Here is a 24,740-nt window from a genome sequence, read left to right as displayed (position 1 = left end):
CTCAAAAACGAATCAGGTCAACTGGGACAGTCTTACATCACGGCGAGGATGTCGAGGCTGAAGACCAGCGTCGAGTTCGCCGGGATGGTGCCCTGCTCCTTGTCGCCGAACCCCTGGTCCGGCGGGATGACCAGCAGGATGCGGCTGTTGACCTTCTTGCCGAGCAGGCCGTCCTTGAGGCCCTTGACCGACAGCTGGTCCATCGGCCACGTCACCGTCTGGTCGGTGGCGTACGTGCTTTCGAAGGTCTTGTCGTCCTTCCACGTCTTGCCGTTGAACTTGACGATGACGCTGTCGGTGTCCTTGACGGCCGGGCCGTCACCCTCCAGCACGTAGTTCGAGACGAGCTTGGCCGGCGGCGCGGAGTCCTTCGGAACGGTCACGGAGACTTCCTTGCCGTCCGTGTTCGTCCCGATCTTCGGCAGGTCCTTGTTGTCCTGCGCGACCTCCTTGCCCGTGGCCGAGGCCGGGACCGAGGTGCCCTTGACGATGTCCACGACGAAGACCAGCGTGGCGTTCGGCTTGATCTTGTCGCCGGAGCCCTTCTCGCCGTAGCCGAGGTCCGGCGGGATCACCAGCTCGAGGCGGCTGCCGACCTTCTTGCCCTCCAGGCCCTGGTCCCAGCCCTTGATGACCATCCCTGCACCGATGGTCACCTCGAACGGCTTGCCCTTGCCGAAGCTCTGGTCGAACGGCTCCTTGCCGTCCCACACCTGGCCGAGGTAGTTGACCTGGGCGACATCGCCCTTCTTCAGCGCCGGGCCGGTGCCCTGGCTGACGGTCACCACCTTCAGCTCCTTCGGCGGGTCGCCCTTGCCCTTGGACAGGGTCGGGGTCTCACCGAACTTGGCACCCTTGGTGATCGCGGGCGCCCCGTTCTTCATCTCGGCGGAGTCGGAGCCGCTGTCGCCACAGGCTGCTGTCGACAGCAGCAGAAGGGGTACGACAAGCAGGCCGGCAAGTCGGCGCACGGGTTCCTCAGATCTCAGACGGCTGGCGGTCGTCGCCACTCTAAGGCGTGCAGAGGGCCCCGTACGAGATCCGTACGGGGCCCCGGCAAAGATCAGCGCGATGTCACATCCCGGCGATCAGCTTCTCCACCCGGTCGTCCACCGACCGGAACGGGTCCTTGCACAGCACGGTCCGCTGCGCCTGGTCGTTCAGCTTCAGGTGCACCCAGTCCACCGTGAAGTCCCGCCGCTGCTCCTGCGCCCGGCGGATGAAATCGCCGCGCAGCCGCGCCCGCGTGGTCTGCGGGGGCACCGACTTGCCCTCGAAGATCTTCAGGTCGTTGCAGATCCGCGCCGCCTGCCCCTTGCGCTCCAGCAGGTAGTACAGCCCGCGCCGGCGGTGGATGTCGTGGTACGCGAGGTCTATCTGAGCCACCCGCGGATTCGACATGGTCATGCCGTGCTTGGCCCGGTACCGCTCGATCAGCTGGTACTTCATGACCCAGTCGATCTCGGTCCCGATCCGGTCCAGATCCTCCGCCTCGATCGCGTCGAGGGTACGGCCCCACAACTCCAGCACCTGGTCCACCGTGCCGGTACGGATCCCCCGGCGCTCGGCGAAGTCCACGGCCTTGTCGTAGTACTCGCGCTGGATCTCCAGCGCCGAGGCCTCCCGCCCGCTCGCGAGGCGCACCTTGCGCTGGCCCGTGATGTCGTGGCTGACCTCGCGGATCGCCCGGATCGGGTTCTCCAGGGTCAGGTCACGCATCACCGTCCCCGCCTCGATCATGCGCAGCACCAGGTCGGTGGCCCCCACCTTGAGCAGCATGGTCGTCTCGGACATGTTCGAGTCCCCGACGATCACGTGCAGGCGGCGGTACCGCTCCGCATCCGCGTGCGGCTCGTCCCGCGTGTTGATGATCGGCCGGGACCGGGTCGTCGCGGAGCTGACGCCCTCCCAGATGTGCTCGGCCCGCTGGCTCACGCAGTAGACCGCACCCCGCGGGGTCTGCAGCACCTTGCCCGCGCCGCAGATCAGCTGCCGCGTGACGAGGAACGGAATGAGGATGTCCGCCAGGCGGGAGAATTCTCCGTGCCGGGCCACGAGATAGTTCTCGTGACAGCCGTACGAGTTGCCGGCCGAGTCGGTGTTGTTCTTGAAGAGATAGACGTCGCCCGCGATTCCCTCCTCGTGCAGGCGGCGTTCGGCATCGACGAGCAGGCCTTCGAGAATGCGCTCGCCCGCCTTGTCGTGCGTGACCAGTTCGGTCACGTTGTCGCATTCGGGAGTTGCATATTCCGGATGCGAACCCACGTCGAGGTACAGACGGGCGCCGTTCCGCAGGAAGACATTGCTGCTGCGGCCCCATGACACAACACGGCGGAAGAGGTAGCGCGCCACTTCGTCAGGAGACAGTCGGCGCTGTCCCCTGAACGTGCACGTGACGCCGTACTCGTTCTCCAGCCCGAAAATGCGGCGGTCCATGACTGAACATTACGCCTTCTGCACTGTTCTGAAACCGGGTTCGTGAACGCCGTTTCGATCAGTTCCCGACGAGCCGCTCCGCCTGGCCTTCCGCCGGACCGCCCACCCGGCCCTCCACACCGCCCCCGCCGGCACGCTCGCCCGCACCCGCGACCGGCCCCGCATTCGTGTCCGCCGCAGACCCCACCGGCGAGCCCGCCACCGTACGGGTCCGGCCGGGAGCGGCCATGACGCGCTGAGTGAGCGTCAGCACCAGCAGCGCCGCCGCCCCCGCGACACTCGCCACGCCGAACCCGCTCGCCGTCCCGCCCAGTTCCACCGCAGGCCCGGCCACAGCCGTGCCGATCGCCGCACCCACCCCGAAGAACGTCACCAGCCACGAGAAGGCCTCCGTCACCGTCCCCACCGGAGCGTGCCGGTCCACCACGATGAACGCACACGCCAGCGCGGGCGCCAGGAACACACCCGCCAGCGCCGACAGGCCCGTCATCGCCACCGGCCCCGGAACCAGCATCAGCGGCAGGTAGCACACCGCCAGCAGCGCCACGATCAGCCGCAGCCGCCGCTCCGGCGCACCCGCCCACTGCCGCGCCCCGTACAGCACCCCGCCGGCCAGCGCGCCCAGACCCAGCGCCGCCATCAGCCAGCCGTACACCGACTGGCCCCCGTGGCCGTCGGCATACGCCACGCCCGCCACCGTGATCGAACCCAGCGCCATGCCCACGAAGAAGAACGCACCCAGCAGCGCCCGCAGCCCCGGCGAGCGCAGCGCGCCCAGCCAGTGCGCCTCGCGCGGCTCGGAGCGCCACGTCCGCGAGGGTTCGCTGACCACGACGGACAGCGCCCCCAGGACGCCGAGCGCATGGATCACCAGCAGCGCCCCCGCCGGGTCCCACAGCGAAACACACAGCGTCACGAGCAGCGGACCGACCGTGTACATGATCTCCTGGGCCACCGCGTCCATCGCGTACGCGGCGTGCACCTGCTCCTCCTTGCCACCGAGCACGGAGGGCCACAGCGCCCGCAGCCCGCCCTCCAGCGGCGGCGCGAAGAACCCGCCGACGACCACGGCCCCGTACGCGGCCGCCGCCGACCCGGTACCCGCGAACGCGAGCCACGCCATGCCCAGCGCCGAGAGCACCGCGGCAGGCAGCTGCACCCGCGGCTGCCCGAACAGGTCCACGGCACGGCCGAGCAGCGGCTGACCCACTGCATTGGCCACCCCGTACACCGCGGCGAGGGCGCCCGCGAGGCTGTAGCTGCCCCCCTCGGCCCGCGTGAACAGCACGATCGCGATCGCCGCGGTCGCGTTCGGCAGGCGGCCGACGAGCGTGCCCGTCAGCAGCCTCGCGGCGTGCCGGGTCCTGAGCAGCTCCGCGTATCCCGCGGCCATGTCCGCCCCCTTCTGCCCGGAACCCAGCCGGGAGTCATCCAAGTCATCAAGTAATACGTATAACCTTCGACGTCATACGTACCATGGCCCCACCACAGGGGTCCAGCCGGACGACACCCCCACCCCCACCGACCTCGCACTACAGGAGCACCGTGTGACGAGACCCACCAGCCGCGACGTCGCCACCGCCGCCGGGGTCTCCCAGGCCACCGTCTCCCTCGTCCTCGGCGACAAATGGCGCGGCCGCGTCTCCGAACGCACCGCCGCCCACGTCCGCGAAACCGCCACCGAACTCGGCTACCGCCCCAACCTCGCCGCCCGCAACCTCCGCCTCGGCAGCACCCGCACCGCCCTCCTCGTCGTACCCGCCCTCACCAACGAATTCTTCGCCCGCGTCTACACCGGCGCCGCCCGCATCGCCGCACAACACGGCTTCGGCGTCGTCCTCTACCCCTCCCCCGACGGCACCGGCCCCGCCCGCGACCCCTTCGCCTCCGCCCGCGCCGCCCTCGACGGCGTCATCGCCTCCTCCATGGCCGCCCACGCCCTCGACGCCATCGCCGACGCCGCCCTCCCCCTCGTCATGCTCGACAGCGACCCCACCGCCGGCCGCGCCGCCGCCCACGTCAACCTCGCCATGGCCGACGGCATGCGCCAAGTCACCGAACACCTCCTCACCCTCGGCCACCGCCGCTTCCTCCACCTCGCCTCCGCCGTCGACTCCTGGACCTTCGACATCCGCGCCGACGCCCTGGCCACCCTGCTCACACCCCACGCCGAGCTGCGCACCGTACGAGCCCCCCTCACCGTCACCGACGCCCGCACCGCCATGGAAGCCGCCCTGGCCGCCCCCGGGAGCCGGCCCACCGCCGTCGTCTGCGACGACGACATCCTCGCCGCCGGCACCTGCAAAGCCGCCCGCCGCCTCGGCCTGCGCATCCCCGACGACCTCTCCGTCACCGGCATCGACGACCTCGCCCTCGCCACCGCCGTCGAACCCGAACTCACCACCGTCCACCTCCCCGCCGAACGCGTCGGCGAACAGGGCATGGCCGCCCTCCTCGCCGTCCTCGAAGGCACCCCCTGGACCGCCCCCGACATCCCCGTCGACCTCATCGTCCGCGCCTCCACCGGCCCCGCCCCCGCCTGAAAACGCAAAACGGCGCCCCCGGCCGAAAGGGCCGGGGGCGCCGCTCCTTGCACATCTACTCGGAATCGTCCTCGGGAGCCTCGTCGTTCGACACGGCATCCGCCTGCACCGCAGCCGGAACATCAGCCTCCAGCAACCGCGACAGCTGACGACCCCGGATCCGCTTGAACTTCCGCTGCTGAGCCCGCGTCCGGTCCAGCACCGCAACCTCCAGCCGCTCCGCCGGAATCGCCTTGTCCGCACTGTTCGCCTGGCTCGACAGCGCCTGCACCGCCAGCTTCAGCGCCTCGGACAACGTCATCCCGTCCCGGTGACGCTGATCCAGGTACGTGCTGATCTGCTCGGCATTGCCACCGACCGCGACCGAACCGTGCTCGTCCACGATCGAACCGTCGTGCGGCAGCCGGTAGATCTGGTCACCCGCGGCCGTCGCACCGACCTCGGCAACGACCAACTCCACCTCGTACGGCTTCTCCCCGGCACTCGAGAAGATCGTGCCCAGCGTCTGGGCATAGACGTTGGCCAGCCCACGGGCCGTCACATCGTCACGGTCGTACGTGTATCCACGCAGATCCGCGTAACGCACACCGCCGATCCGCAGGTTCTCGTACTCGTTGTACTTGCCGGCGGCCGCGAAGCCGATCCGGTCGTAGATCTCGCTGAACTTGTGCAGCGCGCGGGACGGGTTCTCGCCGACGAACACGATGCCGTCGGCGTACTGCAGCACGACAAGGCTGCGACCGCGGGCGATGCCCTTCCGGGCGTATTCCGCCCGGTCGGCCATGGCCTGCTGGGGTGAGACGTAGAACGGAGTCGACACCGGCTGTCCGTCCCTTTCTTCTGGGTCCTACAGGGCGAGGGATGGTCAGAGCAGAGCGGCACGCGGGCCGTCGGGCTGCTCCAGACGACGGTTGGTGACCGTACGGGCGATCTCCTGCGACTCCTCGTCGCTGAGCCTGCGGAATCCCTCGTCCGTGATGACGGTGACGATCGGGTAGATGTGGCGGTACAGGTCCGGCCCACCGGTCGCCGAGTCGTCGTCGGCCGCGTCGTACAGCGCCTGCACGACGAGGGTGGTGGCCTGCTCCTCCGTCAGGTCGGGGCGGTACAGCTTCTTCATGGAACCGCGCGCGAAGATCGAGCCGGAACCCGTGGCGGCGAAGCCGTGCTCCTCGGAGCGGCCGCCGGTCACGTCGTAGGAGAAGATCCGGCCCTTCTCCTTGCCCTCGTCCCAGCCGGCGAACAGCGGCACGACGGCCAGCCCCTGCATCGCCATGCCCAGATTGCTCCGGATCATGGTGGAGAGCCGGTTCGCCTTGCCCTCGAGGGAGAGGGTCGCCCCCTCCACCTTCTCGAAGTGCTCCAGCTCCAGCTGGAACAGCTTCACCATCTCCACGGCCAGGCCGGCCGTACCGGCGATGCCCACCGCGGAGTACTCGTCGGCCGGGAACACCTTCTCGATGTCCCGCTGCGCGATCATGTTCCCCATGGTCGCCCGCCGGTCACCGGCGAGCACGACCCCGCCGGGGAACGTGGTCGCCACGATGGTCGTCCCGTGCGGCGCCTCGACAACGCCCTCGGGCAGCTTCCGGTTCCCCGGCAGCATCTCGGGCGAGTGCGCGCCCAGGAAGTCCATGAAGGACGACGACCCCGGCGTCAGGAAGGCTGCCGGTAGACGCCCTGTGCCACGATTGTTGGCTTCCACGCGTGTCCCTCCAAGTATGAGACGACCCGACGAGCAGCGTCGGGATCGTCACCCAACTTGCCGATGGCCGTGTTGCAGTTGAAGCACAGTACGCCTCGGACCTTACCCGTCTGGTGGCAATGATCCACATGCACGGCCGGACGCTTCAGACAGATACAACAAAGGCCGCCTTGAGCTGCGACCATCTCGTCGCGCTGCGCCTCAGTCATGCCGTAAGAACGCTTGAGGTGCCCTGCCCGCCCCTCGGCCGCGCGGCACAGCTTGCAACGCGTCGAAAGACCATCCGAAGCTGTTGCATTTCGATGCCACTCCGCATGCGGCTTGACCTCGCCACAACGAAGGCAGAGTTTGTGCCCTTCCGGCACCTCCACCCGAGGCCGCACCTTCTGCCCCAGAGCTATCTGACGGTCGCGGTGGTAGTCAGCCATGCAATCGCGGCATTCACGTTGCAAGCCGTCCATGTTCGACCTCTTGATCGCGAAGGCCGCGCGCGGCTTCTCCTCGCCGCACCGCACGCAACACTTCGCCTCCGACTTTCCGAGCACCCACCCCGCCCTTCGCCTTCAATTCGAAGGCTACTGGCCACCTTTCTGAACGAAACTTCGAACGAAGTCCTCGGCGTTCTCCTCGAGGACATCGTCAATCTCGTCAAGTACCGAGTCGACGTCGTCGGAGAGCTTCTCCTGGCGCTCCTTGAGGTCGGTCGATTCCTCGACCGCCGCCTCCTCGACCTCCTCGGTCGAGCGCGTCGCCTTCTGCTGTCCGCCGCCGGTGTCCTTGGTCGCCATGTCTACCTCACCCCGCTCGGTTCGCACGCTCACGGCGAGGGACCCCGGGAATTCGGGATCCCTCAAGATCAGACCTTACGTCGGACCCTACAAGGAGGGTCCGGCATTCGTCCCCGCACTTTCATAACGTCCGGGTTTTCTCATGATTCCCGGGACGGGGGCCTTTCAGCCCCGTTCACTGCCCCGAAAGCACCCGCACCAGGTCCTCCGCCGTGCGGCAGCGGTCCAGGAGCTCCTTCACGTGCTTGCGGGTACCCCGCAGGGGTTCCAGCGTCGGGACCCGCTGGAGGGAGTCGCGGCCCGGGAGGTCGAAGATCACCGAGTCCCACGAGGCCGCGGCGACGTCGTCCGCGTACTGCTCCAGGCACCGGCCCCGGAAATACGCCCGGGTGTCCTCCGGCGGCTTGCCCTGGGCGCGCTCCACCGCCGGCTCCTCCACCAGCCGCTTCATCTTGCCGCGGGCCACCAGGCGGTTGTACAGGCCCTTCTCGGGCCGTACGTCCGCGTACTGGAGGTCCACCAGGTGGAGCCGCGCGGCGTCCCAGTCGAGCCCGTCACGCCTGCGGTAGCCCTCGAGGATCTCGCGCTTGGCGATCCAGTCGAGCTCTCCCGACAGGCTCATCGGGTCGCTCTCGAGCCGGCCGAGCACGTCCTCCCAGCGGACCAGCACGTCCTTGGTCTGCTCGTCGGCGTCGGAGCCGAAACGCTCGTCCACGTACTTCCTGGCCAGCTCGAAGTACTCCATCTGGAGTTGTACGGCGGTCAGGGTGCGCCCGCTGCGCAGCGTGATCAGGTGTTGCAGGTCGGGGTCGTGGGAGACCTGGTGCAGGGTGCGGACGGGCTGGTCCACGGCCAGGTCGACGTTGATGAAGGAGTCCTCGATCATGGAGAGGACGAGGGCGGTGGTGCCGAGTTTGAGGTACGTCGAGATCTCGGAGAGGTTGGCGTCGCCGATGATCACGTGGAGCCGGCGGTACTTCTCGGCGTCCGAGTGGGGCTCGTCGCGGGTGTTGATGATGGGGCGCTTGAGGGTGGTCTCGAGGCCGACCTCGACTTCGAAGTAGTCCGCGCGCTGGCTGATCTGGAAGCCGTGCTCGCGGCCGTCCTGGCCGATGCCGACGCGTCCTGCGCCGGTGACGACCTGGCGGGAGACGAAGAAGGGGGTGAGGTGGCGCACGATCTCGGAGAAGGGGGTTTCCCGCTTCATCAGGTAGTTCTCGTGCGTGCCGTAGGAGGCGCCCTTGTTGTCGGTGTTGTTCTTGTAGAGGTGGATGGGCTGGGCTCCGGGGAGCTGGGCGGCCCGTACGGCGGCCTCGGCCATGATCCGTTCGCCTGCCTTGTCCCAGAGGACGGCGTCGAGCGGGTTGGTGATCTCCGGGGAGCTGTATTCGGGGTGCGCGTGGTCGACGTAGAGCCGTGCGCCGTTGGTGAGGATGACGTTGGCGAGGCCGATGTCCTCGTCGGTGAGCTGGCTGTTGTCGGCGGCCTCGCGGGCGAGGTCGAAGCCGCGGGCGTCCCGCAGCGGATTCTCCTCCTCGAAGTCCCAGCGGGCGCGTCGCGCCCGGTGCATCGCCGCCGCGTAGGCGTTGACGATCTGGGACGAGGTGAGCATGGCATTGGCGTTCGGGTGGCCCGGGACGGAGATCCCGTACTCCGTCTCGATTCCCATTACTCGCCGTACGGTCATGCGGCCCTCCTTGCCCGGCGGCGCTCCCGTTCGGGAGCGGCGCTCAAGTACCGCTGGTGCTCCGGTGCGTGTGCGGTGCCCGTCCCCGCACTGCGCGACCGGCGGTACGGAAGAGCCTAGAACCACTCCGCGCTGGTGGGGAGATCATTTCAGTCATTGACTTCGCCCCGTCACCGGCTGAAAAGAGCAGTCGGTAAAGCAGTCGGCTGCGGGTGCCCGGTGAGGGCATCCGCAGCCGCCCTGTTCGATCAGAGGTACTGACCGGTGTTTGCCACCGTGTCGATGGAGCGTCCGGTGTCTGCGCCCTGCTTTCCGGTGACGAGCGTGCGGATGAAGACGATCCGCTCGCCCTTCTTTCCGGAGATCCGGGCCCAGTCGTCCGGGTTGGTGGTGTTGGGCAGGTCTTCGTTCTCCTTGAACTCGTCCACGCAGGCCTGGAGGAGGTGGGAGACGCGGAGGCCCTTCTGGTTGTGCTCGAGGAAGGCCTTGATGGCCATCTTCTTGGCCCGGTCCACGATGTTCTGGATCATGGCGCCGGAGTTGAAGTCCTTGAAGTAGAGGACTTCCTTGTCGCCGTTGGCGTATGTGACCTCGAGGAAGCGGTTCTCCTCGGTTTCGGCGTACATCTGCTCGACGACGGTCTGGATCATGCTGTGGACGGCGACCTCGGGCGAGCCGGAGTGCTCGGAGAGGTCGTCGCTGTGGAGCGGCAGCGAGGCCTTGAGGTACTTGGCGAAGATGTCCCGGGCCGCTTCGGCGTCGGGGCGCTCGATCTTGATCTTCACGTCGAGCCGGCCGGGGCGCAGGATGGCCGGGTCGATCATGTCCTCGCGGTTGGAGGCGCCGATGACGATGACGTTCTCCAGGCCTTCCACGCCGTCGATCTCGGCGAGCAGCTGGGGGACGATGGTGTTCTCGACGTCCGAGCTGACTCCGGATCCGCGGGTGCGGAAGAGGGATTCCATCTCGTCGAAGAAGACGATGACGGGGGTGCCCTCGCTGGCCTTCTCGCGGGCACGCTGGAAGACGAGGCGGATGTGCCGCTCGGTCTCGCCGACGTACTTGTTGAGGAGTTCGGGGCCCTTGATGTTCAGGAAGTAGGACTTCCCGGCGGGCTGGCCGGTCACCTCGGCGACCTTCTTGGCAAGGGAGTTGGCCACGGCCTTGGCGATGAGCGTCTTGCCGCAGCCGGGGGGGCCGTAGAGCAGGATGCCCTTGGGGGGCCGCAGTTCGTGCTCTTTGAACAGGTCGGGGTAGAGGTACGGGAGCTCGACCGCGTCGCGGATCAGCTCGATCTGGTCGCCCAGGCCGCCGATCTTGCTGTAGTCGATGTCGGGGACCTCTTCGAGGACGAGTTCTTCGACCTCGCTCTTGGGGACGACCTCGTAGACGTAGCCGGAGCGGGGTTCGAGCAGGAGGGCGTCGCCGGGGCGGATGGTGATGTCCAGGAGCGGCTCGGCGAGCCTCACCACCCTTTCCTCGTCGGTGTGCCCGACCACCAGGGCGCGCTCGCCGTCCTCGAGGATCTCCTTGAGGGTGACGATGTCCCCGGCCCGTTCGAACTCCATGGCCTCGACCACGTTGAGGGCTTCGTTGAGCATGACCTCCTGGCCGCGCCGGAGGTCTTCCGGTTCGACGCTGGGGCTGACGTTCACGCGGAGCTTTCGGCCGCCGGTGAAGATGTCGACGGTGCCGTCTTCGTTCGCCTGAAGGAAGACACCGAAGCCGGCCGGCGGCTGTGCGAGCCGGTCGACTTCTTCCTTGAGTGCGATGATCTGGTCGCGGGCCTCACGGAGCGTATTTGCCAGTCGCTCGTTTTGTGCGGAGACGCCGGCCAGGTTTGTCTGGAGCTCGACGATCCGCTCTTCGAGAATCCTCGTGTGTCGCGGAGAGTCGGCGAGCTTACGTCGCAGGACGGCGATTTCCTGCTCGAGATAGGCAACCTGGCCGGCGGGGTCCTCAGACCCTCGCCCCGGCCGGATGCCGCGGTTGTTGTCGTCGTCGTGGGCTGCCACGGTCCTCACCTCCTCCAAGGGGAGCTGGACGCTTCCTGACCCTACCTGGGCTGGTGGTGATTGAAACCCCTAGATCACAAAGACGGTAGGGGTGTGTCCGATCTTCACCCTTGCGTACTCCCTCACGCCAAGGAAATACCCACCCATCAACATCGGAAAGCGGCCGGTTGTAAGGTCGAACTGTTCAACACCCGTCAGGGCTCGCGCGACTTGCCGCGGGCTCGTGGCGGAAACGGATCACTGAGCGCAGGGAACGGCAGGAGATATGACCGTGCAGCAGGAGGCTTCCGCGGGCGGCGGCGGGCAGGCCGGCGAGCCGCTGGAGGTCTGGATCGACCAGGACCTCTGCACCGGTGACGGGATCTGTGTCCAGTACGCGCCGGAGGTGTTCGAGCTGGACATCGATGGTCTGGCGTACGTGAAGAGCCCGGAGGACGAGCTGCTGGTGGAGGCGGGGGCGACCACTCCGGTTCCCTTGACGCTGCTGCAGGACGTGGTGGACTCGGCGAAGGAGTGCCCGGGTGACTGCATCCATGTGCGGCGAGTTTCGGACAGGGTCGAGGTGTACGGCCCGGACGCGGAGTGACGGTTCAAACACTCCTGGCGTCTGAGTTCGTCAGCTCCTGGCGGAATTTTCCGCCGCTCCAGCGCCACTTGGCGAGCTGTTTCACGTCGGGGCTGTAGCGCGGTACCTCGGGTGAGGAGTAGCCGAGGAGACTGGCGGTGACGGCCCCGTCGCGGATGGTGAGGTCGGTGGCGGTCTGTCGTCTGCCGGCTTCGAGGAGGGTGGCGACGACCCTGGGTGCGGCGCCGGGGGTGTTGTCCTGGGTGAGTACGTAGATCGCGTGGGGCGGGGTGCCGGAGCCGGCGTCGCAGCGGACTGCGGCGACGGTTTCGGGGCGGCCGTCGCCGTCGAGGTCGCCCTGGGCGGTGGCCGTGACGGCCACGGGGAGGCCCTTGCAGTCGAGGGGGTAGCTGACCCGGGCGGGGTCGGGGGCGGCGGCCTGGGAGGCGTGGGGGCCCTTTGCGGGGGCCGTGGAGTGGCCGGTGGCGGCCGCGTCGGGCTGGACGAGTCCGGCGGCGGCTACGACGGCGGCCATGGCGGTGGCCGTGGCGAGCCAGTGGAGGGGCCCGGCGCTGTTGTGCGCGAGGGTTTCCAGTGTCGGCGTCAGCTCGGAGGGGCGGTGCGGCACGCGGGGTGTCTCCTGTGCGAACGGTGACGGGGAGCCAGCATCGTGCCACACCTCACACGGGGGTGGAACGGGCGGGTCCGCGTCGGCTGGGGCCGGTGTGGAGGCAACGAAAAGGCGCTGTGGTGCAGTTCCCGGATCGTGCGGGGAACTGCACCACAGCGCCTTGGTGTTGGCCGGGAGGCCGGGCGGCCCGGTCGCCGGTGTCTAGGCGGAGCGGTCGCTGCCGGGGCCGTCGTAGTCCTCGCCGTACGCGCCCTTGGCGGGGCGGCGGCGGCGCATGGGGGGCTCGACGCCGTCTGCGAGGCGTCGGGCGGTGACGAGGAAGCCGGTGTGTCCGATCATCCGGTGGTCCGGGCGGACGGCGAGGCCTTCGACGTGCCAGTTGCGGATCATCGATTCCCAGGGCTGCGGTTCGGCGAAGCAGCCGATCTCGCGGATGGACTCGACGGTCTTGGACAGCTGGGTGGTGGTGGCCACGTAGCAGCAGAGGATGCCGCCGGGGACGAGGGCCTTCTTGACCGCGTCCAGGCACTCCCAGGGGGCGAGCATGTCGAGGATGACGCGGTCGACGTCGGTCTCGTCCAGGTTGTCCTGGAGGTCGCCCACGGTCAGCTTCCACGCGGGGTGGGGGCCGCCGAAGTAGCGCTCGACGTTGGCGGTGGCGATCTCGGCGAAGTCCGCGCGGCGCTCGTAGCTGTGGAGCATGCCCTGGTCGCCGATGGCGCGCAGCAGGAAGCTGCTCAGGGAGCCGGAGCCGACGCCTGCTTCCACGACGCGGGCGCCGGGGAAGATGTCGGCGAAGGCCAGGATCTGGCCTGCGTCCTTGGGGTAGACCACGGCGGCACCGCGGGGCATGGACAGGACATAGTCGGGGAGCAGGGGGCGCAGCGCGAGGTACGCGACGTTCCCCGTGGTACGGACAACACTGCCCTCGGGAGCACCGATCAGCTCGTCGTGGGGGAAGGAACCCTTGTGGGTGTGGAAATTCTTCCCTGCTTCGAGCGTGAACGTGTAGTGGCGGCCCTTGGGGTCGGTGAGCTGAACCTGGTCCCCGACCTCGAAGGGCCCGCGTCGGCGGGCGGCACCGGTCGGTTCGGACATGTGACCAGTGTATTGGCTTCAGGACTGGGGCCGCGCCATGGCCTTCACGAAGGCCTTCTCGACGTCGAGGGTGGACAGGACGCCGTAGATCTCGCCGCCGGGTTCGAGGACGAGGTATTCGGTGGCGGGGGTGGCGCGGAGGTGGTCGAGGAGTTCTTCGCCGGCGAGGTCCGCTGAAACCTTCATTCCGTCGGTGAGCTCTTGCGCGAGGGTGCTGACGTCTACCCAGGGGCGGCGGTGTTCGGGGACGGAGGCGATGGCGGTTTCGCGGACGATGGAGAGGGGGTTGCCGTGGCCGTCGACGATGACGATGGCGCGGGCGCCGTGGGTGTTGGCGCGGCGCAGCGCTTCGGAGAGGGGGGTGGTGTTCTCGACGGGGACGGCGCGGCGGGTGAGGGTGCGGGCGCGGAGTTCGGGGAGGTGTTCGCGCAGGCGGGCCATGCGCAGGCTGTTTCCGGCGCCGGTCCAGATGATGGCGGCGAGGATCGCGGCGAGCAGGGCGTCCATGACGGTGTTCATGCCGCCGATGTCGTCGGTGCCCGAGCCGAGGATGCCGGTGTGGGTGATCATCGGGAGGCCGAGGAGGACGGCGACGGCGAGGGCGCGGCCGACCCAGGCGGCGGCGACGGTGCCGGTCATGGGTTTGCCGGTGATGCCCCAGATGACGGCGCGGAGCATGCGGCCGCCGTCGAGGGGGAGGCCGGGGAGCAGGTTGAAGGCGGCGACGAGCAGGTTGGAGATCATGAGGCCGGCGAGGAGGACGCCGGGGACGCTGGCGGGGTCGACGCGTTCCATGCCGAGGTAGAAGGCGCCGGCGAGGAGGAGGGAGAGGAGGGGGCCGACGAAGGCGAGGACGAATTCGCGGCCGGGGGTCTCGGATTCCTTCTCGATCTCGGAGACTCCGCCGAAGAACTGGAGCTGGATGCGGCGCACGGGGAGTTTGAAGCGGAGGGCGGCGACGGTGTGGGCGAGTTCGTGGACGAGGACGGAGGCGTAGAAGGCGACGGCGAAGAAGAGGGAGACGAGGTAGCGGGCGGGGCCGAGGTCGGGCAGGACGCGGTCGAGCTGGTCGCCGAAGACCCAGGTGATGAGGGCGGCGACGAGGAACCAGCTGGGCGAGACGTAGACGGGGACGCCGAAGGGGCGGCCCATGAGGATGCCGCCGCCCGGTCCGGGGCGCTTGGGTGCGCGCTCGCCGGTTTCGTCGGTGTCTGCCACGGGTGTCCTTCGTTCGGTGCTGTCCGGCGGGTTGCGGCCGGCGGTGCTTTCAGTGTGGTTCAGGTGCACGGTCGGTGCGGGGCGGGGTGCGTGGTGGCGCGGTGTGATGCTCCGATCATGCAGTGCGAGGGGGCTCGGCGTCGATGGTATGCGCGCGCTGTCGGTGGCGGGTCGTAGGGTTTTGTCCATGACGACGAGTCCCGGTCCGGTTCCTGGCGCAGCCGATGCCGATGCAGCGCCGAGCGCGGTGGCGCCTTCTTCGCTGTCCCCTTCGCGGGCGAGCGATTTCATGCAGTGCCCGCTGCTGTACCGGTTCCGGGTGATCGACAAGCTGCCGGAGAAGCCGAGTGCTGCGGCGACGCGGGGCACGCTGGTGCATGCGGTGCTGGAGCGGTTGTTCGATCATCCGGCGGTGGAGCGGACGGCGCCGCGGGCGAAGGCGCTGGTTCCGGGGCAGTGGGACCGTCTGCTGGAGTCGAAGCCGGAGTTGGTGGAGCTGTTCCCGGAGGGGGACGGGGGGGCGGGGCTGGCGCGCTGGCTGACGGAGGCCGAGGCGCTGGTGGAGCGGTGGTTCACGCTGGAGGACCCGACGCGGCTGGAGCCGGTGGAGCGGGAGTTCTTCGTGGAGACGGAGCTGGAGTCGGGGCTGCGGCTGCGCGGGATCATCGACCGGGTGGATGTGGCTCCGTCGGGCGAGGTGCGGATCGTCGACTACAAGACGGGCAAGGCTCCGCGGCCGGAGTATGCCGAGGGTGCGCTGTTCCAGATGAAGTTCTATGCGCTGGTGGTGTGGCGGCTGAAGCAGGTGGTGCCGCGGCGGCTGCAGCTGGTGTATCTGGGCAGTGGGGACGTGCTGACGTACGACCCGGTGATCGCGGATCTGGAGCGGGTGGAGCGCAAGCTGCTGGCGCTGTGGGAGGCGATCAAGGAGGCGACGGAGACGGGTGACTGGCGGCCGCGGCCGACGAAGCTGTGCGGCTGGTGTGATCACCAGGTGGTGTGTCCTGAGTTCGGGGGGACTCCCCCGGCCTATCCTCTGATGATCATCCCGAGGCCGGGGAGCGGGGCAGGGGCGGGCCTCCCTGAGGAATCCTGACGGGCCGATCAGGGCAGAATGGGCGGCGTCCGTCGTTGCCGCCGTACGAATACGAGGTACACCCTGTGGCGATCCGCGTCCTACTGGTCGACGACCAGCCGCTGCTGCGCACCGGCTTCCGGATGATCCTGGAGGCCGAACAGGACCTGGCGGTCGTCGGGGAGGCCGGGGACGGTCTGCAGGCGCTGGACCAGGTACGGGCGCTGCAGCCCGATGTGGTGCTGATGGACATCCGGATGCCCCGGATGGACGGGGTGGAGGCGACGCGGCAGATCACCGGTCCGGGCCGGGACGGTCCGGCGAAGGTGCTCGTGCTGACCACGTTCGATCTGGACGAGTACGTGGTGGAGGCGCTGCGGGCGGGGGCGAGCGGGTTCCTGCTGAAGGATGCGCCGGCCAATGAGCTGGTGCAGGCGATCCGGGTGGTGGCGGGCGGCGAGGCGATGCTGGCGCCGAGCATCACGCGGCGCCTGCTGGACAAGTACGCGGGCCACCTGCCGTCTGGCGAGGACAGCGTGCCGGACACCTTGGGGACGCTGACCGAGCGGGAGGTCGAGGTGCTGAAGCTGGTGGCGCGGGGCCTGTCGAACGCGGAGATCGCGGCGGATCTGTTCGTGAGCGAGACGACGGTGAAGACGCATGTGGGGCACGTGCTGACGAAGCTGGGCCTGCGCGACCGGGTCCAGGCGGCGGTGTACGCGTACGAGAGCGGTCTGGTGCGCCCCGGCGCCGGACAGTAGCGCGCCGGGCGCGGGCCGGAGCCTGCCCGGAGCAGCCGGAGGGGCCGACAGCCGCATCGTGCGGCTGCCGGCCCCTTCGCCGTACCGGGTTACGGGTCAGCCCTTGCTGATCTCCCAGAAGCGGAAGACGGTGGAGGCGTCGAGCGACCACTGAAGGCCCGTCACGTTCTGGCGGGTGACGGCGTACTGCTTGCCCTGCCAGAGCGGGAGGATCGGGATCTCGTCGGCGACGATGTCCTGGAGGCGGTTGTAGTCGACGGTGGCCGCGGTGCGGTCGGACTTCGTGGAGGTCGACGGGATGATGGTCCCGGTGATCTCCTTGTTGTCGTAGTTGTTGTGCAGGACGTTGTCCGGACCGAAGAACGGCTGCGTGAAGTTGTCGGCGTCCGGGTAGTCGGGGACCCAGCCCTTGACGTACACGCCGTACTTGCCGTCCTGGATGTCCTTCTCGTACTGCCCGAACTCGACGGACTTGACGTCGGCCTCGAAGAGTCCGCTGTCGTTGAGCTGCTTGGCGATGAGCTGGAATTCCTGGTCCGTGGACGGGCCGTAGCGGGTGGGCGTCGAGTACAGGGTGATCTTCACCTTGTCCTTGATGCCGGCGGCGCGCAGGACGGCTTCGGCCTTCTTGGGCTGCGGGCTGCCGCCGTAGCGGTCGAAGAAGGCGGTGTTGTGAGAGCCGATGCCGGCCGGGACGATCGAGTAGAGCGAGGTCGCGGTGCCGTCGTAGACGTCCTTGACGAGCGCTTCGCGGTCGACGAGGTAGGCGATGGCCTTGCGGATGGGGAGCTTTCCGGCGACCGGGTCGTTCATGTTGAAGACGAGGTGCTCGACTTCGGCGCCGGTGCCCTGGACGACCTCGACCTTGTGGTCCCCGGTCTTCGTGGAGGACAGGCTGGCGATGTCCTTGGCGGCGAGGCCGCGGAAGGCGAAGTCGACCTCGCCGCTTTCCAGGACCCGCTTGAGTGCGGCCTGGTCCTCGTTGAAGAACTTGAGGGTGACGCCGGTGTTCTTGGCCTTGGCCTTGCCGCTGTAGGAGTCGTTGACGGAGAAGCTGGCGCTCTTCTCGTTCATCGAGTCCAGCTTGTAGACGCCGGAGCCGATGGCCTTGCCGTCGGTGCGGAGCTTGTCGGCCGGGTACTCGCTGTGGTCGACGATGGAGCCCGCGCCCGATGCGATCTTGCTGGGGAAGGTCGCGTCGGACGTCTTGAGGCGGAAGACGACGGTCTTGTCGTCGGGGGTGTCGATGCCGGCGATCGACGACAGCATCACGGAGGGGCCGTTGGCGTCGTTGATCTTCAGCGTGCGCTCGAAGGAGTACTTGACGTCCTTCGAGGTGAGGGCGTGGCCGTTGCTGAACTTGAGGCCGGTGCGCAGGGTGCACTTGTAGAGCTTGCTGTCGCCGCCCTCGAAGTTGCAGGCCTGGGCGGCGTCGGGCTCGGGGGTGGTGCCGCCCTTGGGGAAGCTCAGCAGGGACTGGAAGACGTTGTTGAAGAGCAGCCAGGACCCCGGGTCGTAACCGGATGCGGGGTCGGTGGATTTCACCTTGTCGGATATCCCCATGACCACGCCCTTGCCGCCGCCGGCGGTGGGGCTGTCGGTCGAACCGCAACCGCTGAGCAGCGCGGCGGCGGTGGCTGCGCCGAGCGGGGCCGCCAACCACTGGTTACGTCGATTCACGCGAACGTCCTTCACAGTCTCACTGTTTCGTTGCGCCGGCCTGCGACACCCGCCGCCGGTTGCTGCCGGTTACTGCCGGTCTCAGCCGCTGACACCGCGGCCGAGTTCCCACAGCTGGAGGTCGGAGATGGCGTTGACCGACCACTCCACTCCGGTGATCCCGTCGCGTGCGGCGACGTACTGCTTGCCCTGCCACAGCGGCAGGACGGGCACGTCCTCGGCGACGATGTCCTGCATCTCCGTGATCGCGGGGACGGCGACGTCGCGGTCGACGGCGCGCCGGGATTCGGGGATGAGCTTGGTGCGCACCGCGGCGTTGGCGTACGGCGTGCCCAGGAAGTTGTCCTGCTCCAGGAAGGGAGCGAGGAAGTTGTCGGCGTCGGGGTAGTCGGGGAACCAGCCGAGCCCGTAGGCGGCGTAGTCGCCCTTCTTCTGCGCGGGGCGGAAGTCGGACCAGTCGGAGCCCTGGACGGTGACGTCGAACAGCTGGGTGGAGTTCAGCTGGTTCTTGAGGGTCTCGAACTCGGTGGCCGTGCCGTCGCCGTAGTGGTCCTTGGTGTAGTTCAGCGTCAGCTTGACCGGGGTCTTGATCCCGGCGTTCTTCAGCAGGTCGGCCGCCTTCGGGGTGTTGGCCTCGCCGTACTTGTTGAAGAAGGAGTTGACGTGGCCCGTCAGGGTGGTGGGGACCAGCGAGTACAGGGGCTGCGCCGACTTGCCGTACACCTTGTCGATGATCGCGTTGCGGTCGACGGCGGCGGCGAGGGCCTGGCGCACGGCCTTGTCCTTGACGGCCGGCGCCTCGGTGTTGAAGCCGATGTAGCGGATCTCCAGGCCGGGCATCGGGACCAGCTTGACGCCCTTGGGCGGCTTGGCGGCGAACTCGGTGATCTGGGCGGGCGAGAGGGTGCGGGAGACCATGTGGATGGACCCGCCGGTGAGTGCCTTGCCCATGGCCGCGGAGTCGTTGAAGGTGCGCAGTTCGACCTTGTCGTTCTGCAGCTTGAGGTCGCCCTTGTAGTGCGGGTTCTTGCTGAAGACGGCGCGGACGAGGTGGTTGTCCTTGACCTCGGCCTTCATCGTGTACGGGCCGGAGCCGTCGACGGAGAAGCCCTCGCGGAGCTTCTTGGCGTCGTAGTTCTTCTCGCTCACGATGCCCGCGGCGGGGGTGGAGAGCTTTTGCGGGAAGGTCGCGTCGGGGGTCTTCAGGTGGAAGACGACGGTGTCGGCGGCCTTCACCTCGACGGTGTCGACGGTGGAGAGCAGCGAGGAGGGGCCGTTCTCGTCCTTGATGGCGAGGACGCGCTCGATGGAGAACTTGACGTCCTTCGCGGTGAGCGGCTCGCCGTTCGCGAACTTGAGGTCGGGCCGCAGGGTGCAGCGGTAGCTCTCGTTGCCGGTGTCGGTGAAGCGGCAGTCGGAGGCTGCTTCGGGGACGGGCTGGCCGCCGCCGCGGGGGGTGTGCATCAGCGTCTGGACGGTCTGCCGCAGGACGTTCCAGGCGCCGGCGTCGTAGGCGTAGGCCGGGTCGAACGGTGCGGGAGCGTAGTCGGCCGCCTCGAACCGGTCGGTGGTGCCGACGACGATCGCTCCGGATCCTGCTCCGCCTCCGCTGGTGCTGCCGCATGCGGCGAGCGCGGGGGTGAGCAGTCCGGCCGCAGCCGTCAGCACCAGGGTCTTGCGGTTCATGCTGGAAGTACTCCCTTGACCGGCACTTGCTCAAAGCGGCGTAAAGGGCACTTCGCGGCGGTCGCCCGTTCAGGGCGGAACGATCGGGCCGGTGTTGTGACGATCGGTCCACGCGGTCCCGGCACATGGGTGTGCGACCGGGTCAGCAGAGGTGCGGCGTAGTGCCCGCGTCGACATTAGTGGCCTGGGACGGGATGGCTTGAACTGGCAGGACTTGGGGCGTAATCGCACGGTGATGGGTGCGGACTGCCTGTCTATGTGGGAGTCACCGCAGATTCGGTCAGGAGCTGATCAATCCGGACACAAGGGAAGGTTTCCGGGCCCTGAGACAGGTCCGTAGGGGCCTTGGCACGTGACAAAGGTCACCCGCCACAACCACCAGAGGAAAGGATGGAATTTCAGCCTCCGGGCCATGGAACGGAAGATCCTTCCGCGGGACCTCGATCCGGCGGCCGTTCTGTTCGGCACTGAGCGTGTGCGGTCAGTTCATCGGAGTGATGAGGGAGCGCAGGAACGGAAGGTCGACGTCCTCCAGCGAGCGGACGACGGTGCGGCCCGGGGCGGGTGCGATGACGCCGACCGAGGGGACGGCCACGACCCGGCAGCCTGCGGCCTCGGCGGAGGCGACTCCGGTCGCGGTGTCCTCGATGACCGCGCAGCGCGAGGGGTGCGCGCCGAGGGTGCGGGCGGCCAGCAGGTACGGGTCCGGGTGCGGCTTGGTCCGGGCCACCTCGTCGCCGGCCACGCTCAGCGCGAACCGCTCGGGGCCCAGTGAGCGCAGCACCCGGTCGATGACGCGGCGGTGCGAGGCGGAGACGAGGGCGGTGGGCACGTTGTGCCGGGCCAGCTCGGCCAGCAGCCGCTCGGCGCCCGGCATGAGCGGCACCTGGTCGGCGATCCGCGCCTCGAAGCGCTCGTTGAGCAGGACGCTCAGCTCCGAAAGGGTGACGGCGGCGCCGGTGGACTCGATGAGGAAGGCGGCGCTGCGGGTCATGGGCCCGCCGACGACGATGTCGCGCCAGGCGTCGTCGAGCCGGTGGCCGAGCTCGCCGAAGACGTCGACCTCGATCTCCCACCAGAAGCCCTCGGTGTCGACGAGGGTGCCGTCCATGTCGAGCAGCACCGCCTGCAGGGCATGCCCGTCGGCCGTGCGGGCGACGGGGGCGGGAACGGTGCTGGTCATCCGGCACACCTCTCTCGGGGGACGAGAAGGCCGGCCGCCTCTTCCCCATGGGGCATCCCCCGGGGGAACAGGCGACCGGCCTGTATGGGACCGACAAGTGTACGTCGGTCCGCGTCAGCGTGCGTTGAAATACTTCGCTTCGGGGTGGTGGATGACGATCGCGTCGGTGGACTGCTCCGGGTGGAGCTGGAACTCCTCGGAGAGGTGGACCCCGATCCGCTCCGGCTGGAGGAGGTCGGCGATCTTGGCGCGGTCCTCCAGGTCGGGGCAGGCCCCGTAGCCCAGCGAGAAGCGGGCGCCGCGGTACTTCAGGTCGAACATGTCCTCCACGGCCGCCGGGTCCTCGCCGCCGAAGCCGAGCTCGGCGCGGACGCGGGCGTGCCAGTACTCGGCCATGGCCTCGGCGAGCTGCACCGACAGGCCGTGCAGCTCGAGGTACTCGCGGTAGGAGTCGGACTCGAACAGCTTGGCCGTGGCCTCGCCGATCCTCGAGCCGACGGTGACGACCTGGAGGCCCACGACGTCGGTCTCGCCGGACTCCTCCGGGCGGAAGAAGTCGGCGAGGCACAGGCGCCGGCCGCGGCGCTGGCGCGGGAAGGTGAAGCGGGTCCGCTCGTTCCCGTCGTCGTCGAGGATGATCAGGTCCTCGCCCTTGGACACGCAGGGGAAGTAGCCGTAGACCACCGCCGCCTCGAGCAGGTTCTCGGTGTGCAGCTTGTCGAGGAGGCCGCGCAGCCGCGGCCGGCCCTCGCTCTCGACGAGCTCCTCGTACGTGGCCCCGCCGGCGCGGGCCTGCTTGAGGCCCCACTGGCCCTTGAACAGGGCGCCCTCGTCCAGCCAGGAGGCGTAGTCCTTGAGCGGGATGCCCTTGACCACGCGCGTGCCCCAGAAGGGCGGGGTCGGGACCGGGTTGTCGATCGCGACGTCGGAACGGCCCCCCGGCTCCTCCGGTTCCTCCACCTGGGTGGAAGGGGTGTCCCGCTTGGCCACCCGGCGCTGCTTCAGCTCGGGCAGGGCGGCGCCCGGCACGCCGCGCTTGACGGCGATCAGGGCGTCCATCAGGCGCAGGCCCTCGAAGGCGTCGCGGGCGTAGCGGACCTCGCCCTCGTAGATCTCGTGGAGGTCCTGTTCGACGTAGGCGCGGGTCAGGGCGGCGCCGCCGAGGATGACCGGGTAGTCGGCCGCCAGCTTGCGCTGGTTGAGCTCCTCCAGGTTCTCCTTCATGATCACGGTCGACTTCACGAGCAGCCCGGACATGCCGATGACGTCGGCCTTGTGCTCCTGTGCGGCCTCCAGGATCGCGGAGACCGGCTGCTTGATGCCGATGTTGACGACGTTGTAGCCGTTGTTGGTGAGGATGATGTCGACGAGGTTCTTGCCGATGTCGTGGACGTCGCCGCGGACGGTGGCGAGGACGATGGTGCCCTTGCCCTCGTCGTCGGTCTTCTCCATGTGCGGCTCGAGGTAGGCGACCGCCGTCTTCATGACCTCGGCGGACTGCAGGACGAACGGCAGCTGCATCTGGCCCGAGCCGAACAGCTCGCCGACGACCTTCATGCCCTCCAACAGGGTGTCGTTGACGATGTCCAGGGCCGGACGGGTCTGGAGCGCCTCGTCGAGGTCGGCCTCCAGTCCGTTCTTCTCACCGTCGATGATCCGGCGCTGGAGCCGCTCGTCCAGCGGGAGCGCCATGAGCTCCTCGGCACGGCCGGCCTTCAGCGACTTGGTGTTGACGCCCTCGAAGAGGGCCATCAGCTTCTGCAGCGGGTCGTAGCCCTCGGCGCGCCGGTCGTAGATCAGGTCGAGGGCGGTGCCGACCTGCTCGTCGTCGAACCGGGCGATGGGCAGGATCTTGCTCGCGTGGACGATCGCCGAGTCCAGGCCCGCCTTGACGCACTCGTCGAGGAAGACCGAGTTCAGCAGCACACGGGCGGCCGGGTTCAGGCCGAAGGAGATGTTCGACAGGCCGAGGGTGGTCTGGACGTCCGGGTGGCGGCGCTTGAGCTCGCGGATCGCCTCGATCGTGGCGATGCCGTCGCCCCGGGACTCCTCCTGACCGGTGCAGATCGTGAAGGTCAGGGTGTCGATGAGGATGTCCGACTCGTTGATGCCCCAGTTGCCGGTCAGGTCCGTGATCAGCCGTTCGGCGATGGCGACCTTGTGCTCGGCGGTGCGGGCCTGGCCCTCCTCGTCGATGGTCAGCGCGATCAGGGCGGCGCCGTGCTCCTGCGCCAAGCGGGTGACCTTGGCGAAACGCGACTCCGGGCCGTCGCCGTCCTCGTAGTTGACGGAGTTGATGACGGCGCGCCCGCCGAGCTTCTCCAGGCCGGCCTGGATGACGGGAACCTCGGTGGAGTCCAGGACGATCGGCAGCGTCGAGGCCGTCGCGAACCGGCCGGCGAGCTCCTTCATGTCGGCGACCCCGTCGCGGCCCACGTAGTCCACGCACAGGTCGAGCATGTGCGCGCCCTCGCGGATCTGGTCGCGGGCCATCTCGACGCAGTCGTCCCAGCGGGCCTCGAGCATGGCCTCGCGGAACTTCTTCGACCCGTTGGCGTTCGTCCGCTCGCCGATCGCCATGTACGAGGTGTCCTGCCGGAACGGCACCGTCTGGTAGAGCGAGGACGCGCCGGGCTCCGGCCGGGGCTCGCGGACGGCCGGGGCGAGGGCGCGGACCCGCTCGACGACCTGGCGCAGGTGCTCCGGGGTCGTACCGCAGCAGCCGCCGACGAGGGAGAGCCCGTACTCGCGGACGAAGGTCTCCTGGGCGTCGGCGAGCTCAGGGGCGGACAGCGGGTAGTGCGCGCCGTTCTTGCCGAGGACGGGCAGGCCGGCGTTGGGCATGCAGGAGAGCGGGATGCGCGCGTTGCGGGCCAGGTAGCGCAGGTGCTCGCTCATCTCGGCGGGGCCGGTGGCGCAGTTCAGGCCGATCATGTCGATGCCGAGCGGCTCCAGCGCGGTGAGCGCGGCGCCGATCTCGGAGCCGAGGAGCATGGTGCCGGTGGTCTCGACGGTGACGGAGCAGATGAGCGGGACGGACACGCCGAGCGCCTCCATCGCGCGCCGGGCGCCGATGATGGAGGACTTGGTCTGGAGGAGGTCCTGGGTGGTCTCGACGAGCAGGGCGTCGGCCCCGCCGGAGAGCAGGCCCTCGGCGTTGACCTGGTAGGCGTCGCGGATCGTCGCGTAGTCGATGTGGCCGAGGGTGGGCAGCTTGGTGCCGGGGCCCATGGAGCCGAGGACCCAGCGCTGCTGTCCGCTCTTCGCGGTGTACTCGTCGGCGACCTCGCGGGCGAGGCGGGCGCCGGACTCCGACAGCTCGAAGTTGCGTTCGGGGATGTCGTACTCGGCGAGTGCCGCGAAATTCGCACCGAAGGTGTTGGTCTCGACGCAGTCCACGCCCACCGCGAAGTACGCGTCGTGCACCGTGCGCACAATGTCGGGGCGGGTGACGTTGAGGACCTCGTTGCAGCCCTCCAGCTGCTGGAAGTCCTCCATCGAGGGGTCCTGCGCCTGGAGCATCGTTCCCATGGCTCCGTCGGCGACGACCACGCGGGTCGCGAGTGCCTCTCGGAGGGCATCGGCCCTGGTCTGGGTGTCAGCGGGCGGGTTCGGCAACGAGGCCATGGTTGAGCTCCCTGGGGTGCGACGGCTGTCGGCTTTGCACCC

General features: G+C 68.6%; 20 protein-coding genes. 4 read left to right on the top strand and 16 right to left on the bottom strand.

Going from position 1 to position 24,740, the window contains the following annotated elements; genetic code table 11:
- Positions 1–32: 32 nt before the first annotated feature.
- The 3 genes from AB5J51_RS30750 to AB5J51_RS30740 all read right to left on the bottom strand — a co-directional run bounded on the left by AB5J51_RS30750 (position 33) and on the right by AB5J51_RS30740 (position 3,829).
- Positions 33–971, bottom strand: coding sequence for an FKBP-type peptidyl-prolyl cis-trans isomerase (locus tag AB5J51_RS30750; RefSeq protein WP_369779123.1), 939 nt, complete (start codon positions 969–971; stop codon positions 33–35).
- Positions 972–1,074: 103 nt separating this feature from the next.
- On the bottom strand, positions 1,075–2,436 hold the full coding sequence (gene pafA, locus AB5J51_RS30745) for a Pup--protein ligase (protein WP_030294339.1): 1,362 nt from the start codon (positions 2,434–2,436) through the stop codon (positions 1,075–1,077).
- A 58-nt stretch (positions 2,437–2,494) separates the two neighbouring features.
- Positions 2,495–3,829, bottom strand: a complete 1,335-nt coding sequence (locus AB5J51_RS30740; protein ID WP_078987257.1) for an MFS transporter — start codon at positions 3,827–3,829, stop codon at positions 2,495–2,497.
- Between the two features lie 154 nt (positions 3,830–3,983).
- On the opposite strand from AB5J51_RS30740, the gene AB5J51_RS30735 reads away from it, so the two are divergent.
- Positions 3,984–4,979, top strand: a complete 996-nt coding sequence (locus tag AB5J51_RS30735; protein ID WP_240805291.1) for a LacI family DNA-binding transcriptional regulator — start codon at positions 3,984–3,986, stop codon at positions 4,977–4,979.
- A 55-nt stretch (positions 4,980–5,034) separates the two neighbouring features.
- Here the strand turns inward: AB5J51_RS30735 and prcA are convergent, their stop codons facing one another.
- From prcA to arc, 6 genes are all read right to left on the bottom strand, one after another.
- Entirely contained in the window at positions 5,035–5,799 is a 765-nt protein-coding gene (gene prcA, locus AB5J51_RS30730; protein ID WP_053785963.1) for a proteasome subunit alpha, read from the bottom strand.
- A gap of 45 nt (positions 5,800–5,844) precedes the next feature.
- Positions 5,845–6,684, bottom strand: coding sequence for a proteasome subunit beta (gene prcB, locus AB5J51_RS30725; protein ID WP_053785962.1), 840 nt, complete (start codon positions 6,682–6,684; stop codon positions 5,845–5,847).
- Positions 6,636–7,229: an endonuclease VII domain-containing protein gene (locus AB5J51_RS30720; RefSeq protein ID WP_369779122.1), complete on the bottom strand. Its 594-nt coding sequence runs from the start codon at positions 7,227–7,229 to the stop codon at positions 6,636–6,638. Before AB5J51_RS30720 ends, prcB begins: the two co-directional genes overlap by 49 nt.
- A gap of 30 nt (positions 7,230–7,259) precedes the next feature.
- The gene (locus AB5J51_RS30715) at positions 7,260–7,472 is read right to left on the bottom strand and encodes a ubiquitin-like protein Pup (RefSeq protein WP_030016348.1); all 213 of its coding nucleotides are present in this window, start codon (positions 7,470–7,472) and stop codon (positions 7,260–7,262) included.
- Between the two features lie 175 nt (positions 7,473–7,647).
- Positions 7,648–9,159: a depupylase/deamidase Dop gene (gene dop, locus AB5J51_RS30710; RefSeq protein WP_133898494.1), complete on the bottom strand. Its 1,512-nt coding sequence runs from the start codon at positions 9,157–9,159 to the stop codon at positions 7,648–7,650.
- 248 nt (positions 9,160–9,407) lie between these two features.
- Positions 9,408–11,174 carry a proteasome ATPase gene (gene arc / locus AB5J51_RS30705; protein ID WP_053786086.1) on the bottom strand — a complete coding sequence of 589 codons (1,767 nt, stop codon included), beginning with the start codon at positions 11,172–11,174 and terminating at the stop codon, positions 9,408–9,410.
- 265 nt (positions 11,175–11,439) lie between these two features.
- On the opposite strand from arc, the gene AB5J51_RS30700 reads away from it, so the two are divergent.
- Positions 11,440–11,760, top strand: coding sequence for a ferredoxin (locus tag AB5J51_RS30700; protein ID WP_030294328.1), 321 nt, complete (start codon positions 11,440–11,442; stop codon positions 11,758–11,760).
- A 4-nt stretch (positions 11,761–11,764) separates the two neighbouring features.
- Here the strand turns inward: AB5J51_RS30700 and AB5J51_RS30695 are convergent, their stop codons facing one another.
- From AB5J51_RS30695 to AB5J51_RS30685, 3 genes are all read right to left on the bottom strand, one after another.
- Complete coding sequence (locus tag AB5J51_RS30695) at positions 11,765–12,367, bottom strand: hypothetical protein (RefSeq protein ID WP_369779121.1); 603 nt, start codon at positions 12,365–12,367, stop codon at positions 11,765–11,767.
- Between the two features lie 204 nt (positions 12,368–12,571).
- Entirely contained in the window at positions 12,572–13,468 is an 897-nt protein-coding gene (locus tag AB5J51_RS30690) for a tRNA (adenine-N1)-methyltransferase (protein ID WP_053785960.1), read from the bottom strand.
- A gap of 18 nt (positions 13,469–13,486) precedes the next feature.
- Positions 13,487–14,977 (bottom strand): site-2 protease family protein, encoded by a 1,491-nt coding sequence (locus AB5J51_RS30685; RefSeq protein ID WP_199828012.1) that lies wholly within the window; start codon positions 14,975–14,977, stop codon positions 13,487–13,489.
- Here AB5J51_RS30685 and AB5J51_RS30680 point away from each other — a divergent pair.
- Positions 14,874–15,782: a RecB family exonuclease gene (locus AB5J51_RS30680; protein ID WP_206310689.1), complete on the top strand. Its 909-nt coding sequence runs from the start codon at positions 14,874–14,876 to the stop codon at positions 15,780–15,782. The genes AB5J51_RS30685 and AB5J51_RS30680 overlap by 104 nt on opposite strands.
- A gap of 65 nt (positions 15,783–15,847) precedes the next feature.
- Positions 15,848–16,522 carry a response regulator transcription factor gene (locus tag AB5J51_RS30675; RefSeq protein WP_030294322.1) on the top strand — a complete coding sequence of 225 codons (675 nt, stop codon included), beginning with the start codon at positions 15,848–15,850 and terminating at the stop codon, positions 16,520–16,522.
- 96 nt (positions 16,523–16,618) lie between these two features.
- Here AB5J51_RS30675 and AB5J51_RS30670 read toward each other — a convergent pair whose 3' ends face one another.
- From AB5J51_RS30670 to metH, 4 genes are all read right to left on the bottom strand, one after another.
- Positions 16,619–18,202: an ABC transporter substrate-binding protein gene (locus tag AB5J51_RS30670; protein ID WP_053785957.1), complete on the bottom strand. Its 1,584-nt coding sequence runs from the start codon at positions 18,200–18,202 to the stop codon at positions 16,619–16,621.
- 81 nt (positions 18,203–18,283) lie between these two features.
- Positions 18,284–19,888, bottom strand: coding sequence for an ABC transporter substrate-binding protein (locus tag AB5J51_RS30665; protein ID WP_053785956.1), 1,605 nt, complete (start codon positions 19,886–19,888; stop codon positions 18,284–18,286).
- Between the two features lie 481 nt (positions 19,889–20,369).
- Positions 20,370–21,071, bottom strand: coding sequence for an HAD family phosphatase (locus AB5J51_RS30660; protein ID WP_053785955.1), 702 nt, complete (start codon positions 21,069–21,071; stop codon positions 20,370–20,372).
- Between the two features lie 114 nt (positions 21,072–21,185).
- Positions 21,186–24,698 carry a methionine synthase gene (gene metH / locus AB5J51_RS30655; protein WP_369779120.1) on the bottom strand — a complete coding sequence of 1,171 codons (3,513 nt, stop codon included), beginning with the start codon at positions 24,696–24,698 and terminating at the stop codon, positions 21,186–21,188.
- Positions 24,699–24,740 lie beyond the last annotated feature (42 nt).

This window comes from Streptomyces sp. R33, from assembly GCF_041200175.1.
Lineage (GTDB): Bacteria > Actinomycetota > Actinomycetes > Streptomycetales > Streptomycetaceae > Streptomyces > Streptomyces katrae_B.
The sequence above is the reverse complement of the archived record's forward strand: the minus strand, read 5'-3'. Positions and strand labels throughout refer to the sequence as shown.